General features: G+C 42.9%; 12 protein-coding genes. 10 read left to right on the forward strand and 2 right to left on the reverse strand.

Annotated elements, in window-relative coordinates; all coding sequences use genetic code 11:
- Positions 1-190: 190 nt before the first annotated feature.
- Positions 191-2035: a DNA adenine methylase gene (locus AAAH86_RS07975; RefSeq protein WP_343487039.1), complete on the reverse strand. Its 1845-nt coding sequence runs from the start codon at positions 2033-2035 to the stop codon at positions 191-193.
- 122 nt (positions 2036-2157) lie between these two features.
- Here AAAH86_RS07975 and AAAH86_RS07980 point away from each other — a divergent pair, with 122 nt between their 5' ends.
- The 10 genes from AAAH86_RS07980 (at position 2158) to AAAH86_RS08025 (ending at position 13978) form a co-directional block, all read left to right on the forward strand.
- Positions 2158-5301, forward strand: coding sequence for a glycosyl hydrolase (locus AAAH86_RS07980; protein WP_343487040.1), 3144 nt, complete (start codon positions 2158-2160; stop codon positions 5299-5301).
- 187 nt (positions 5302-5488) lie between these two features.
- Positions 5489-5737, forward strand: coding sequence for a hypothetical protein (locus AAAH86_RS07985; RefSeq protein WP_343487041.1), 249 nt, complete (start codon positions 5489-5491; stop codon positions 5735-5737).
- A 252-nt stretch (positions 5738-5989) separates the two neighbouring features.
- Positions 5990-6541 (forward strand): CopD family protein, encoded by a 552-nt coding sequence (locus AAAH86_RS07990; protein ID WP_343487042.1) that lies wholly within the window; start codon positions 5990-5992, stop codon positions 6539-6541.
- A gap of 177 nt (positions 6542-6718) precedes the next feature.
- Complete coding sequence (locus AAAH86_RS07995) at positions 6719-8125, forward strand: ATP-binding protein (protein ID WP_343487846.1); 1407 nt, start codon at positions 6719-6721, stop codon at positions 8123-8125.
- 89 nt (positions 8126-8214) lie between these two features.
- Complete coding sequence (locus AAAH86_RS08000; protein WP_343487043.1) at positions 8215-8997, forward strand: enoyl-CoA hydratase-related protein; 783 nt, start codon at positions 8215-8217, stop codon at positions 8995-8997.
- Between the two features lie 87 nt (positions 8998-9084).
- Positions 9085-10572 carry a hypothetical protein gene (locus tag AAAH86_RS08005; protein WP_343487044.1) on the forward strand — a complete coding sequence of 496 codons (1488 nt, stop codon included), beginning with the start codon at positions 9085-9087 and terminating at the stop codon, positions 10570-10572.
- 7 nt (positions 10573-10579) lie between these two features.
- Complete coding sequence (locus AAAH86_RS08010; RefSeq protein WP_343487045.1) at positions 10580-11035, forward strand: META domain-containing protein; 456 nt, start codon at positions 10580-10582, stop codon at positions 11033-11035.
- Positions 11036-11111: 76 nt separating this feature from the next.
- Positions 11112-12185, forward strand: a complete 1074-nt coding sequence (locus tag AAAH86_RS08015; protein WP_343487046.1) for a PA0069 family radical SAM protein — start codon at positions 11112-11114, stop codon at positions 12183-12185.
- A 149-nt stretch (positions 12186-12334) separates the two neighbouring features.
- Positions 12335-12685 (forward strand): YciI family protein, encoded by a 351-nt coding sequence (locus tag AAAH86_RS08020; protein ID WP_343487047.1) that lies wholly within the window; start codon positions 12335-12337, stop codon positions 12683-12685.
- A gap of 60 nt (positions 12686-12745) precedes the next feature.
- On the forward strand, positions 12746-13978 hold the full coding sequence (locus tag AAAH86_RS08025) for a sigma-70 family RNA polymerase sigma factor (RefSeq protein ID WP_343487048.1): 1233 nt from the start codon (positions 12746-12748) through the stop codon (positions 13976-13978).
- Here the strand turns inward: AAAH86_RS08025 and AAAH86_RS08030 are convergent.
- Positions 13975-15399: a Gfo/Idh/MocA family oxidoreductase gene (locus AAAH86_RS08030; protein ID WP_343487049.1), complete on the reverse strand. Its 1425-nt coding sequence runs from the start codon at positions 15397-15399 to the stop codon at positions 13975-13977. The genes AAAH86_RS08025 and AAAH86_RS08030 overlap by 4 nt on opposite strands.
- Positions 15400-15531 lie beyond the last annotated feature (132 nt).

Consider the following 15531-nt stretch of genomic DNA (forward strand, 5'->3'; position numbering starts at 1 on the left):
TCCGCGTTGGGGTCCCAAACATAATATGGTGGTTGTGAAGAATTACTGGGGACTGTGTTACCAGTAGAGTTTAAGTATCTATCATCAAATCTTTGTTTGTCTCTATGTCTCATTTCGGCTTCAATAAGAATCCTTTCAGAATTTCTGATTGAATTAAAATATCTTATTGCTTCATTGATTTCTTGAGAGGTCATTTTAATTCTGGCTTTCTTAAGATTAATAAATACTCGTGAACCTTATTGACAATGAATTTATATGGATAACCAAGTGGCCTCATATTGTTATACTCGTTTTGTCTATCCCAAATTATTATATCTTCTAAACTGAAACCAATTTCTTTAGCCAATATTGATGCATCCATATGTAAAGGATAAAAATTACTTTTCTTCCTTAAGTCCATAACATTTAGAATGTAATATCCTTTGGGTTTTAGACTTTTAAATATTTCGCTTGTGACTTCTTTTAGAGATTGAAGAAATACATTGTAATCCTCAATGTTCCCTAAATCTTCATTTTGGTCAGTGTAATTGATATTTTCTTTATAATCTGCGGTTCTTCTTCTATTTAGAACATCCCAGTAAGGTGGTGATGTTATGCATAAATCAATACTATTCTCTTCAATATGATTAGTTAAAAATCTCGAGTCATTGATTATATAACTATTTGTAAGATTGTATTCATTGAAATTATAAGATTGAGTAGCTCTCTTGATATAAAGTTCTTTGAATTCTGGATTTAAGTCAAATCCAACAACCTCTTTCTCTTTCATCAAACCTGCCAAAAGTGTAGTTCCAGAACCAGCGAAAGGGTCTAAAATTTTACCACCATTCGGTTTGCAAAAAGTATCAATTAATTTTGAGGCAAGTTTTATAGTGAAAATTGCTGGATGATTTAACTTTCTTTCTTCATCAGTCTTTCCTAATTCTCTCCATATGCTAAAGGAGTTTTGTAACCATTCTCTGCCAGTTAAATTGTTGGTTTTATTGACTGTCTTTTTTGGCTTTACTTTGTAAACAAATTCCATAGTCAATTGCGGATCTTCAACAGTTTGGTTTATGCTTCGGTATCTTTTATGATTTTCAAACATTGTTTCAACTTCACCAACTCTTTCAAGGGCTTTTTGAATTCCTGTTTGATTAATAACACCCTCATTGTTATAGCTCAAAAGGATATATTTAGCCTTGCTTCCATTTAACACCAAATCTTCTAAAGCATTTAAAGCTTTGTTTTTCGAGCAATAATCTGATTTTTGATGCTCATAATTTCTCATACCTGTTTTGCCATAGATTTCAGGTTTCTTTTCCCCAAACCAACCTTCCGCAATTAATTCAAGTAAAAAATAATTTGATGCATATTGTCGTGAATTATATGGTGGGTCTAAATACAGAATATCAGGCTTAATATTTTTGATTAGTTCGTTAGCATCTTTTTTAAAAGCCTTATTTTTAGTTGAGCTTTCAATAATTGGGACTTCCTCAAGAATTAAAGGCTTTAGAGCTCTGTTGTCCCAAGTCTTTAAATACGCGCCATATGTTCCAGTAACATTACTGACTAAATTTACTCCACGCAATAAGGAAGTAATTAAATAATAATACTCTAATTCATTAACTAATTTTGTGTCTTTCCATTCTTCGAATAATGTTCTATACGTGTCTATTTTTAAGGCATTTTCATTAGTGAAATACATTCTATCGCCATTCGGCGAGTAATTTTCATAAATGAATCCTTGAGTATTGTAATCAAGCTTATTTAAGTAATCGAACAAAGTGTTTGTGCCATTTTTTAATTTTAGTTTAGACTTTAGTTTTTTAAATTCAGGCACTTTATTTAATTCTATATAGCTTTTTGACAAAGCATACGAAAACTCCAGCATATCATTGGATAGAACAGTATAACCTAACCTTTTAAAATGCTGACCAACTGATGTAGTTCCAGCAAATAAATCGACGAAATTTGATGTACCATTAATCCCAGTTGATTTAACCACTTCCTCTATAAATGGGAGAAGTTTTGTTTTTGCACCGTAGTATCTCATTGTAAATTAAATGTTATCAAAACTAAGCAATGCCATATAGAAATTTGTTTGGTGTTGATTTTTTGTTATAAAAAAAATTCTTTTGCTAAATTTAAAACCGACTAATTCAACACTATCTGAAAATGAAAAAATATTACGCCAAACTCGGTTTGGCCCTTTTGGCCCTTTCCTTTTTTACCCTACCTACCCAATCACAACGCAGAAAAAACAATCAGGCCACGCCTGAATATCCAGCGGAACTCTATTCCAGTTTGGAATATCGTTTGGTCGGCCCCTTTCGCGGTGGCCGTTCGGCTGCCGTGACCGGGGTGCCCGGCGAACCCAACCTCTTTTATTTTGGTGCCACTGGGGGTGGCGTTTGGAAGACCGAAAATGGCGGCCGCACTTGGAAGAATATTTCCGATGGCTATTTCGGAGGCAGTATCGGCGCCGTTGAAGTGGCTCAAAGCGACCCCAATGTCATTTATGTGGGCGGTGGTGAAAAAACGTTGCGCGGAAACGTGTCCTCAGGTTACGGCATCTGGAAAACCGAGGATGCCGGAAAGACCTGGCAACGTGCCGGACTCGAAAAAAGCCGTCACGTACCCCGAATCCGGGTGCACCCTACCGATTACAATACGGTGTATGCCGCCGTGTTGGGCAACATCTACAAACCTACCCAAGAACGAGGGGTCTATAAAAGTACGGATGGCGGTAAGACATGGGTCAAAAAGCTTTTTGTCAACGACCATGCTGGGGCCGTCGACCTTACTTTTGATCCAAACAATCCAAGGATTTTGTATGCCAGTACATGGCGAGCGCAGCGTACGCCCTACAGTTTGAGCAGTGGGGGCGAAGGCTCTGCCCTTTGGAAGAGCACCGATAGCGGTGAGACATGGACGGAAATTTCCAAAAATGAGGGCTTCCCTAAAGATACGCTGGGCATTATCGGGGTGTCGGTTTCCCCTGTGAATTCCCAGCGGGTGTTTGCCATCGTCGAGCACAAGGAAAAAGGCGGACTCTACCGTTCTGATGACGGGGGTAAAAAATGGACCCAAGTAAATTCCGAAAGAAAATTGCGACAACGGGCGTGGTACTACACCCGTGTCTATGCCGATACTGAAGATGAGGACATCGTCTATGTGCTCAATGTACGCTACCATCGCAGTACCGATGGCGGCAAGACGTTCAACACCTTCAACGCGCCCCATGGCGACCACCATGATCTCTGGATATCCCCCGAAAATAACCAGCGCATGATCATTGGGGATGATGGCGGGGCACAGGTTTCTTACGATGCCGGAACGACCTGGAGCACCTACTACAACCAACCCACTGCACAATTTTATCGGGTAACCACCGATGATGCTTTTCCCTATCGCATTTATGTGGCTCAGCAGGATAACAGCACCATCCGTATCAAACACCGGAGCGATGGCGGGGGCATCGACGAGGATGATTGGGAGCCGACCGCTGGGGGCGAGAGCGCGCACATTGCGGTCGACCCCGAGAACAGTGATATTGTCTACGGCGGAAGTTATGGTGGATTTTTGACCCGTGTCAACCACGACAACAATACGGTTCGGGGCATCAATGTGTGGCCCGATAATCCTATGGGGTACGGTGCCGAGGGCATGAAATACCGCTTTCAGTGGAATTTCCCCATTATTTTTAGCAAGCACGATTCCAACAAACTCTACACCTTTTCCAACCATGTGCACCTGAGTACCAATGAAGGCCAGAGTTGGCAATTGTTGAGTGATGATCTCACCCGAAACGACCCAGACAAACTGGTCAGTTCAGGTGGACCGATTACCCAAGACAACACGGGCGTGGAGTATTATTGTACCATTTTCGCCGCTCAGGAAAGTCCATTAAAAGAGGGCCTGCTTTGGGTGGGCAGTGATGACGGATTGGTACACGTGACCCGAGATGGCGGCCAGACGTGGGAAAATGTGACTCCCACAGGCATGCCCGAATGGATGATGATCAACAGCATCGAGCCCTCCAACTTTGATGAGGGTACTTGCTACATAACTGGCACTAAATACAAGCTGGGTGATTTTGCACCCTATCTTTATAAAACGACCGATTATGGCCAAACATGGACAAAAATTACCAATGGCATCGAAAGCGAGCACTTTACGCGCGTACTTCGAGAAGACCCCAAGCGAAAAGGGCTATTGTATGCAGGCACAGAAACGGGTATGTACATTTCATTCAATGATGGACGAGATTGGGAGAAATTCCAGTTGAACCTGCCAATCGTACCCATCACGGATTTAGCCTTAAAGGATAATAATCTCGTGGTGGCCACACAGGGAAGAAGTGTGTGGATTCTAGACGACTTGACGGTGTTGCACCAATTGGATGATGCTTCCAAATCAATGGATATGAAGCTTTTCGCCCCCAAAGATTCATACCGTACCAAGGGTAGTGCACAATCGGCCGATAATCCGAGTCTGACCGAGGGGCAGAACCATCCGAATGGTGTAATAACCCATTATTATCTCAAGAATTTTGATAAGGAAAAAGACACGGTACAGTTGACCTACCTCTCCATGTCAGGGGATACCTTGGCGAATTTTGGCAACCATGCCAAAAAGAAGGAAAACAAAATCAAAATCGAGAAAGGCGGTAATACCCATGTGTGGGATACGCGCGGCAAGGGAGCCGAAAAATTGGACGGAATGATTCTCTGGTGGGCCAACCTCGATGGGGCTAAGGCCGTACCGGGCAACTATAAAGTGAGCCTGAATGTCAACGGGCAGACCCAGACCGAAAGCTTTAAGATTGTACCCGACCCAAGGGCCGAAGTATCCGTGGCCGATATGCAAAAGCAATACGATTTTATCACAAGCATTAACGAGACCGTGGATAATGCACACCAGAGCATCAAGAAAATCCGTGAGGTCAATGAAAAATTGGAGGCGTTCATCACCCAATACAAAGACAGTGAACAAACAAAAGCACTGGTCGAAAAGGCGAAGAAAATGAAGGAGGAATTCTCAGAGATTGAAAAAGCGCTGTACCAGACCAAAAACCGCAGCAACCAAGATCCGTTGAACTTTCCGATTCGCCTGACCAACAAGTTGGCGCACCTGAACAGTTTGGTGAGCATAGACGATTTTCCACCGACGGACCAAGATGTGGCCGTACAGCAAGAGATGACCAGTAAAATCAATGCCCAGTTACAGGCTTTTGACTCTTTAGTGGATGAAGAGATGAAGCAATTTAATGCGGAATTCAACCAATTGGGATTGGAGTATCTTTCAATCGAAGATTAATTAGAAACTAAGCTCCCCTCCTCAGTTGAGGAGGGGAATGAATCCCGTCCGCCAGAGGCGGATAGGGAGAAAGGGGAGGTTGCCTACCCTGAGTTTTTCACATTACGCTAAATTACACTCGTCGCACAAGCGGAACTTTACGGCTAGATAAAACTCTTTATTTGTAATTTAGTTGAAAATCATAGGGATGGGAACGATAGAAACCAAAAAACTAAGGGCATTGGAACGTTTGGCGGCCTCATATTCCGAAGAACTGCTTGACAGGGTCAATGCATTGTTGGATGAGGAACAGGAAGAATATTCCATTCCCGAAGCGCATTTTAAGATTTTGGAGGAAGAGCATCAAAAATACCTGCGTGGTGAATTGAAAACACTTACCTGGGAAGAAGTCAAGCAAAATGCGAGAAAAGCGTTTGATGAAACTCAAAATAGTTAAGTCACCGAGAGCAAACCAAGAGGTTATTGAAGCCTACGTTTTTTACGAAAGCAAGTCGCATGGATTGGGAGAGCGTTTTTTAAATGCCGTTGAAGTTGAATTACAAAACATTAAGCGATTGCCCTATAGATATCAAAAACAATACAAGTCTTTTAGACAAGCAAAAGTCAAAAGGTTTCCGTTTGTGATTATTTTTTCCATTCTAGTTCATTCTGTTTTCAACACCCATCAAAATCCATCAAAGAAGCCAACATGATGGAACTCTACTACTACATCAAAGCCCTCCATCTCATTTTTGTGGTCACTTGGTTTGCGGGCCTGTTTTACATTCCAAGGTTGTTCATCTACCATATTGAGGCAAGCGAAAAGCCATCCCCCGAAAGGGAAATCCTCACAAAACAGCTGAAGCTGATGACCAAACGGCTATGGTACATCATCACCTGGCCCTCGGCCATTCTCTGCACACTTTTTGCCCTATGGTTGCTTCATCTGATGCCCGAATGGGTCAAACAACCATGGATGCAGGTCAAGCTCGGTTTTGTGGTCTTGCTGCTCATCTATCATTTCAAATGCCACCAAATTTTCAAACAATTACAACGTGATGAGGTAAAATATACTAGCCGGTTTATGAGAATTTGGAATGAAGTCGCCACACTCATACTGTTCGCGGTGGTGTTTTTGGTGGTGCTCAAAAATGCCTTGAATTGGATTTATGGTGTGGTCGGCATTGTACTGCTGGGCATTCTCTTGATGTTGGGCATCCGTTTGTACAAGCGTATACAGGATAAAAATCCGGATGCATAAAAAAAATACAAACGCAAAAATCAAATACAAACACAATACTATTTCGCTGAAATTCAATTTTTGAATTTGTGTTTGACGTTTGTATTTGTATTTGACTTGGCTTGATTATTGCTATTTTAGGTAAAACTTTCAGTCTTGCTAAAGCGCAATTCGCTTCGGTCACGCATTTTCATCACCATGATCTTATTGGTGGTCATTGCCTCTATCTTGATTGCGGGGGTTACCATTTACCAATACCGTGAACAATCAAAAGACTACCACCAAAATCGTCTGGAACGTAAGGAGGAACAGATTCTGCAAAGTATCGACTATGCTTTTCAAGAGACCACCTATCCGGTGACCACTGAAAATTTACAGCACATCTTCAAAAATGAAATCTACAAGATTGCCGATGTTCAGAATGTTAACTTTAATATTTATGATTTGGAGGGTGAACTCATCAAAAGTTCAAAACGTACTTTTGAGCTGGATTCCATTTCCAACTGCTTGGACACCCACGTGCTGAACCGATTGTTGGAAAGTCCTGATAAGCGGTATGTTGAAGAAAAATCAACCGCCGGCGCGACCTATCAGGCTTCATACACCTATATCAATGACCTAAAGTTTAAACCAATAGGCATTATGAACCTGCCCTATTTTGAAGACAATCGCTTCAATAATATGGAGCTTCGTGAGTTTTTATGGCGATTGGGCGGCGTTTACGTATTGATGTTGTTGGCGGCCATTATTTTGGCGTATTTCATTTCTAAGTACATCACAAGGTCGTTGCAGACCATCTCAAACAAATTGACGCAAACAAGATTGACCAAGCGCAATGAAAAAATAACCATTGAAGAACCGAGTGAAGAGATAGCCAAATTGGTGCATTCGTACAATGACATGATTGACGAACTCGAACTGAGTGCAGCCAAGTTGGCACGTAGTGAGCGTGAACAGGCATGGCGTGAAATGGCCAAACAGGTGGCCCATGAAATAAAAAATCCGTTGACCCCGATGCGGTTGAGCGTGCAGAGTTTTGAGCGAAAGTTCAATCCGAACGATCCCAAAGCAGAAACCAAGGTCAAAGAGTTTTCAAAAACCTTGGTACAGCAAATTGATACGATGAGCAATATTGCTTCGGCCTTTTCAAATTTTGCCGATATGCCCGCCCAGCAAAAAGAGACACTGAACGTGGTCAAGGTGGTAAAGCTTTCGCTGGATATTTTTCACGAACCCTACATTCATTTTATCTCTGATGAGGATGAAATCATTGCCAAATTAGATCGTACCCAATTGATTCGCGTGGTCACAAATCTGGTGAAGAATGCGATACAGGCCGTTCCCGAAGTTGAAAACCCCAGAATATTGGTCACTGTGGCTTCAGAGGGAAACCAAGTAAAAATTTCGGTGGCCGATAACGGTATCGGCATAGCTGACGACTTCAAGGATAAGATATTTGAGCCTAAATTTACCACCAAGTCAAGCGGAATGGGCCTTGGTCTGGGCATGGTCAGAAACATTGTCGAAAACTACCATGGCAGTATCGATTTTACATCACAGATAGGTAAGGGAACGGTTTTTACGGTACGATTTCCTAAGGAATAGACCAATGCATGATGTTGTTGTTGGATGCTCAAAGTCGAATGCTTAATTTTAGTGTTCAACAAGCATCGTACACCTAACATCAAGCATACATGACCTACGAAAACATCTACATTGAAGAAGAGGGCTCAATCGCCGTTGTAACCATCGACCGACCCAAGAAATTGAATGCCCTGAACAAGCGAACCATTGAAGAGTTGCACGAAGCTTTCAAAGAGCTGAATGAAGATTCAAGCATTAGGGTCGTTATCGTTACTGGCAGTGGTGAAAAGGCCTTTGTGGCAGGGGCAGATATTTCCGAATTTGCCGATTTTAATGTCAAACAAGGCGGCGAATTGGCGGCCAAGGGCCAAGAACTGCTGTTTGATTTTGTTGAAAATCTTAAAACCCCGGTCATTGCCGCGGTCAATGGCTTTGCCTTGGGTGGCGGGCTTGAGCTTGCCATGGCCTGTCACTTTCGAGTGGCCAGCTTCAATGCGAAAATGGGGCTGCCGGAAACTTCTTTGGGGTTGATACCCGGGTACGGAGGCACACAGCGTCTACCAAGGTTGATAGGTAGCGGCAGGGCCATGGAAATGATCATGACCGCTGGGATGATTTCTGCGGATAAAGCCTTGGAGTTTGGGTTGGTCAATTACGTGGTGTCGCAAGAAGAATTGTTGCCGCTTTGCCAAAAGTTGGCAGACAAGATATCGAATAACTCCCCATCAGCGATAAAACAGGCAATAAAAGCCGTAAATGCGGGTTATAGCTATGATACCAATGGCTATGCCCAAGAAATTGATGCTTTTGGCAAGTGCTTTGGCACACAGGACTTTAAGGAAGGCACTTCGGCCTTTTTAGAAAAGCGCAAAGCTAATTTTCAGGGGTCGTAGCCAAGTTTGACCAAACTTGGAATTATGACTAAAAAATTACTGTTTTTGTGCTTTTTTTGCACCCTTTTGCATGTTTTTGGGCAAAAAATGCCTGTTTCCTATGATTTTGGAGAGAAATTGAATGACCGTTACCGGTATTCCAATCTGTTGACAATAGATGATGATGGTTCAGGGGGCTACATTTTGGTAAGGGCCTATTTTCAGGGACTGATCCTGAAGCCGAAAGGTTATTTTATCGAACACTACAACAGCAACCTTGAACTTGTTTCAGAATATAATTACAAGCTCAAAGGACTTCAATTCGTAGACGGTTTTTTCAAGAATGGAAGATTGAGTTTTCTGTTCTTGAATTACGATTTTGAACGAGAACAGTACGAATATTGGGTACATACCAGCCCAATTGAATATTTTGATTTCAAGCCCCAACGCTTGTTGACGATACCGGCTAAGGCTGTAAGTGGTGCTTTGGGCAAGAACTATTACAACCGTGATTTTTCAAACGGCTTCACCACGGCCGTGCTGTTCAATGAAGACAAGTCGGCCTTTGTGATCAGTACCCATCATAAAAAGGGAAAAGACAACAAACACACTATTCATCTGTACGATAACAGTCTGAACAAAAGGGGTGAATTTGACTTTTCTTCAGAGATTGAAGAGAAGAATTATGCCTTTGAGAACATTGCGACATCGAGAGATTTAAAAGAAATCTACATTACCGCAAAGGCGTATTTCAAGAAAAAACGCTTCAGGGTAGAGGAGCGTAAATTTCAATATGAAATGGTACGCATCACCGATGGCGGCATCAAAACACAATCATTTGATGATGCTGGCAAATACTCAGAAGCGTTATATCCTATTTTAAAAGACGGTAAACTGCTTTGTGTCGGTTTTTATGCGGATAGAAAGGACAATCGCTACAACGGCCTGTCTTATTTTGAGATGACCCCATCCGCCTTGACCATCCAATCCAAAAAATACAGTCCGTTTACCGAACAGTTCATGTTGGATAAATTTGGGCGTGAAGACGATAAGATCATCAAAAATCTGGTGTTCAAAAGTGTGGATGTGACCGAGTCGGGAGCGATACTTTTCAATGCCGAAGAGTATTTTGTGACCCACAGCATGCATTCAACAGGGGCCGGCCAACGAATCAAGGTTGACCGTTACCATCACAATGATATTGTTAGTGCCAAGCTCGATGTTAATGGTGAGATGCTTTGGGCCCGTAACATCAACAAAACCGAAGTGACCCAAGGCGACGGATCTTATGCCTCATATTCAGCATACAGCAAAAACGGAAAAACGTATTTCTTTATCTGCACTTCATCTGACAATCCGCAATTGATCAATGGTGAACGCCTGATTTTTAAACAGGGGCTGACGGGCAATCGCAACGTATTCTTGATTTCTTTAGATGAGAACGGTAAAATTGAATACGAACGCATCATTGACGCACAAGAGGCACGTCTGCCCCTGATGGTTTCAAAACCGCTTAAAGACCAGAAAGACGATGAATTGGTCTTTTATGCCAAAAGAGGCAACAAAAAACAATTGGTCAAGGTGGCCTTTAAATAATTGTGCCATGAAAAAGAGGTTAATTGGTTTGTTTTCTTTGTTTGTAGTTGTATTGTGTTTTATCTCATGCAGTACCGATGCCGATGAGATTGAAAACAATAGCAATGCACTCTCAGGTTCGTGGCAGGTAATGACGGTGCAGGTATCCTCTGATGAGTTTACGCAAGAGGCACCAAATGGCGAAGTCATTGAAATTACTTTTGCAAACGATGGTCGATTCACAGGGTCAACTTCGAACAATACTTTTGGGGGCCGTTACGAGCTTGATGGAATGGTCTTGACCATGCTTGAGTTTACCACTACAGAAGTTGCTGACACCCCTTACGCGGGAATCTTTTATGATGCCATAGAAGCCGCCATACTACCGGGAACAACACGCGCACAATTTGATTTTGAACTTTCGGAAGCGGGTACTTTAACGCTTAGGTTTTCAGATTCAGGTGTGATGGCCCTGCAACGATAGGTTTTCTCAGTGTTAAAGTTTTTTCTTCATCTTAATTATAGGATTTATTCCATAAATTTGGAATAAATCCATAAAATTGAATTCAGAAGAATATATCAAAGGTCGGGGCGCCCAGAAAAATGTGCACAATCGCTTCCTCAAGGATGTGTACGAAATACGGGAAGACTTTCTTGAATTTTGCCGTATTGAGGGCGAAGATGCCGATACTAACAAGACCCAGTACATCCCCATTTTTCCAAAGACAATTGTAAACAAGGTGACGAGTCCTGATGTCGGTATGATGTACTCAATGAACCCCTACCAAGGCTGCGAGCACGGCTGTATTTATTGTTATGCCCGCAATGCCCATGAATACTGGGGCTACAGTGCTGGCCTTGATTTTGAGCGAAAAATCTTGATTAAAAAAGATGCCCCAAGATTGCTTGAAGAACTATTAAAAAAGAAAAGTTGGAAAGCCGCCACCATTGTTATGTCAGGCAATACCGATTGCTACCAACCAGCCGAAAAGAAATTTGAAATCACCAGGCAATGCCTCGAGGTATTCTACAAATACCGCCACCCGGTGGGCATCATCACCAAAAACGCCCTCGTGCTTCGTGATTTGGATATTTTAAAACAACTGGGCGAAAACCAACTGGTAGGAGTCAATGTATCCATTACCTCGTTATCAGAGAAAACCAGAAGATTGCTGGAGCCGCGTACAGCGACCATTAAAAGAAGGCTGCAGACCGTAAAGGTGCTTTCAGAGAACGGCATACCCGTCAATGCAATGTTGGCACCGATGATTCCGGGAATCAACAGCCACGAAATGCTCAAGTTGGCAAAAGCGGTTTCTGAACATGGGGCACGGTCTTTTGGTTTTACCGTGGTACGGTTGAATGGGGCCATCGGCCAAATCTTTACCGATTGGATCAAAAAGGCCATGCCAGACCGGGCAGAAAAAGTGTTGCACTTGATTCAAGATTGCCATGGAGGCACCATCAACGACAGCCGTTTTGGCATCCGCAGTCGTGGTGAGGGCAAGATTGCCACCCAAATTCATGACATGGCAAGATTGGCGAGACAAAAGTATTTTTCAGGCAAAAAGTTTCCTGGTCTTAGAACAGATCTGCACGAACAATACAAATCAGGTCAGATGAAATTATTCTAGGGTTTTGTCATTCCTGCGAAGGCAAGAATCCATTAAATCTTTTTCAATAATTTTATGTGGGTTGTCCAATAGCGAGTTTTGTTATCGTCATAGCCATGAAAACAAAATGTAAACCAGCCTGCCCTTGGTAGGCAAAAAAACTGAAACCAATGAGTAATTTTTTGTATTTATTTAGAGGAGGACACGAAGGGTGGACAGAACTATCACAAGAAGAGAAACAAGCCAGTATGCAAATCTGGGGAAAGTGGATGGGGGAGCTCAAAGAAAACGGGCAATTGTTAGATGGGCTCCCCTTGGCAGAGGATGGAAAGGTCGTTGAAAAAAAGGGCGAGGTAATTACCAACGGGCCATTTGCCGAAGGAGCTGAGGTTGTAGGGGGTTATTTGATTGTTTCGGCAAAAGATATCAATGAAGCCGTAGAGCTTTCAAAAGGGTGCCCTATTTTTGACCATGGAGGCAATGTCGAAGTTCGCGAGATTTTATCGATGGATGCCCACTAAATCCAATAACTGAAGTAATAAAAGCCTGATACAATCCAGGCTTTTTTAGTATTTGCACATTTGAACGTAGACCTGAACCAAAACATAGAGCATCTTTTCAGAAACGAGTATGGCAAAGTGGTTTCGCTGTTGACCAATCGATATGGCATTTCTTATTTAGAAAAAATAGAGGATTCCGTTCAAGATACGTTTCTAAAAGCAATGCAGGTCTGGGGCTACCAAAGTATTCCAGACAATCCAACAGGGTGGTTGTACAGAGTGGCCAACAACGCCGTGATCGATCAATTTAGAAGAGGCAAAAAGGTCAATTATTCAGACAATCCCCAAAAAATCGATAAAGGAGTTTTAGATAAGGAAATGACCACTGAAAATGAAATTTCGGATAGTCAGTTGAAGATGATATTTGCCTGTTGCCACCCCTCACTTTCTGAGGAGCACCAAATCATTTTAAGCCTTAAACTTATAGGGGGGTTCAGCAACAAAGAATTGGCTGAGGCACTTTTGAAAAAGGAAGAAACAGTTGCAAAATCGTTCACGCGTGCCAAAAAGAAGTTCAAGAAAGAGGTACAGCTTCTGCAAATACCTGTTCAAATGGGGCTTCAATCTAGGTTGTTTGTAGTGCTCAGAGTGATTTATTTATTGTTTTCTGAAGGCTATGCCACTACTACGGGGTCACAGGTACTGAAAAAAGATATTTGTTACGAGGCTTTACGCTTGGCCCTTTTGCTAAATGGCAATCCTTATTGCCAGCATAAAAATCTTGACGCATTGATAGCCTTGATGTGTTTTCATGCCTCACGTTTTGATGCCCGTCTGGATAAAAAAGGTGATATGGTCTCTTTAAAATTTCAAGATCGTTCAAAATATGACAAACGACTTATTGATTACGGGGTATATCACCTAAAAAAGGCTGGCAACAAAAAGAATAGTCTTTCCAACTATCATTTTGAGGCAGCGATATCACTTTACCATTGCTCGGCAAGTTCTTTCAAAGCAACAGATTGGGCCAGTATATTACAATTGTATGATATACAGTTGAAAAGACAAAGGTCACCAATAGTGGCCCTAAATCGAATCATAGCTTTTTCAAAGGTCCATGGCGCAGAAAAAGCACTTATTGCCCTTGAGGATGTCGAAAAAACCTCTGATTACACTGCAAATGGACTATACTATGCGATTAAGGCCGAACTGTTGGCCAAAACAGGCAAGACACACAACGCCGTGTTACAGAAAGCATTGGCATTCACAGACAATGAGCTGATGAAAAAGCATTTGATAAAAAAACTGGGCTAGCTCAAATCCCAACCTTTACGGTACTCACGTTTTACCCACTCGTTTGCTTTGTCATAATTGGTGATTTTCATGTTTTCACCGTCCCACAGCAACTTGCGACGACCTGGATAATCATAGGGTGCCCAATCACCGGGCTTCTTGCCCTCTTGCAACACTTTATATTGATACGCTTTTACGGCGAGATTCCCCATAAGAACAGTTTCCGTCAGAGGGCCTGCCTTTGCAAAATCAGATGAGGTTGCGGCCCCATTAAGACAGCCATCGACAAAGTTGGCGATATGGCCGTTTATACCATCGGGCACTCTGGGGTATTTTGGTGCAGGCGACTTATAAATTTCTTTCAATTCTGAAGGCAGGAATCGGGCATTTCTCGAATAGGTGTCAAAAATAAGTGTACCGCGGTCACCGTACATAACGGTTCCGCCGCCGCCATCACCTATGGTTTCATCATCTTTCAATTCATCGGGCAGGTCAGGTTTGATTCCCCCGTCAAACCAGTTCAATTGAATATCGCCATGATGAGGATGTTCAAATTTCAAATGGATTTTTGAGGAAGGCGGACACGACGGGCTGAAATCGGCCTCTACAAAATCACCGACCCAGACCGTGGTGCAACTGGCCTCAGCCTCGGTAGGATAGCCCAAATCGAGCACACTGAAAGGCGTTTCCATAATGTGGCAACCCATGTCGCCGAGGGCGCCTGTTCCAAAATCCCACCAGCCACGCCATTTGAAAGGCAGGTATGCATCATTGTACGGGCGCATTTCGGCTGGCCCAAGCCATAGATCCCAATCCAGTCCTTTGGGGATGCTGTCTTTTTCTGCCGGTACGGGCACGCCTTGTGGCCAAACGGGCCTGTTCGTCCAACAGTCAATGGTATGCACCTTGCCAATGACCCCCGATTCAACCCATTCTCGCGCGATACGGCTATCATCGCTTGAAGCACCTTGGTTGCCCATTTGGGTCACAATGCCGTTTTCTTTGGCCACTTGGGTCATCAAACGGGCTTCGTGTATATTGTGTGTAAGCGGTTTTTCAACATAGGCATGTTTTTTTTCACGCATGAACGGCAGTGCAATTGGGGCGTGCGTATGGTCTGGCGTGGCGACCATGACCGCATCAATATCCTTTACATGTTTTTTATAAACTTTCCGAAAATCCTTATAGCGGGGCACATCAGGATAGGCCTCGTACGTCTGTGCGGCCCTTCTATCGTCAACATCACAAAAAGCAACGAATTTTACCTTGCCCGTGGCGGCCAAACCTTGAATGACCCCACTGCCACGCCCCCCAACACCAAAAGCACCGACATAGAGCGTATCACTTGGCGGCACATGGGTTTTTCCGAGAACAAAACTGGGCACAATGGTAAAAGCGGCAGAGGTGGCCGCTGCATTTTTGAGAAATTTTCTTCGCTGCATTTTAATCGAATTTGGATTGTGCCTGAAGATACAAAAACTAATAATCCCTTCCTTCTTTTCCAGTCGCAGCTATAAAATCCATCCGAGCATTTCTTTCGCTACGCTCATCGGATACAATAACGAAGGGGAGGA

It is taken from the genome of Allomuricauda sp. d1 (assembly GCF_039592695.1).
Lineage (GTDB): Bacteria > Bacteroidota > Bacteroidia > Flavobacteriales > Flavobacteriaceae > Flagellimonas_A.

What these genes read in the sequence shown, in the direction of transcription:
- AAAH86_RS07975 (WP_343487039.1), bottom strand. Translation starts at nt 2,035, where the DNA reads ATGAGATACTACGGTGCAAAAACAAAACTTCTCCCATTTATAGAGGAA.
- AAAH86_RS07980 (WP_343487040.1), top strand. Translation starts at nt 2,158, where the DNA reads ATGAAAAAATATTACGCCAAACTCGGTTTGGCCCTTTTGGCCCTTTCC.
- AAAH86_RS07985 (WP_343487041.1), top strand. Translation starts at nt 5,489, where the DNA reads ATGGGAACGATAGAAACCAAAAAACTAAGGGCATTGGAACGTTTGGCG.
- AAAH86_RS07990 (WP_343487042.1), top strand. Translation starts at nt 5,990, where the DNA reads ATGATGGAACTCTACTACTACATCAAAGCCCTCCATCTCATTTTTGTG.
- AAAH86_RS07995 (WP_343487846.1), top strand. Translation starts at nt 6,719, where the DNA reads ATGATCTTATTGGTGGTCATTGCCTCTATCTTGATTGCGGGGGTTACC.
- AAAH86_RS08000 (WP_343487043.1), top strand. Translation starts at nt 8,215, where the DNA reads ATGACCTACGAAAACATCTACATTGAAGAAGAGGGCTCAATCGCCGTT.
- AAAH86_RS08005 (WP_343487044.1), top strand. Translation starts at nt 9,085, where the DNA reads ATGCCTGTTTCCTATGATTTTGGAGAGAAATTGAATGACCGTTACCGG.
- AAAH86_RS08010 (WP_343487045.1), top strand. Translation starts at nt 10,580, where the DNA reads ATGAAAAAGAGGTTAATTGGTTTGTTTTCTTTGTTTGTAGTTGTATTG.
- AAAH86_RS08020 (WP_343487047.1), top strand. Translation starts at nt 12,335, where the DNA reads ATGAGTAATTTTTTGTATTTATTTAGAGGAGGACACGAAGGGTGGACA.
- AAAH86_RS08030 (WP_343487049.1), bottom strand. Translation starts at nt 15,399, where the DNA reads ATGCAGCGAAGAAAATTTCTCAAAAATGCAGCGGCCACCTCTGCCGCT.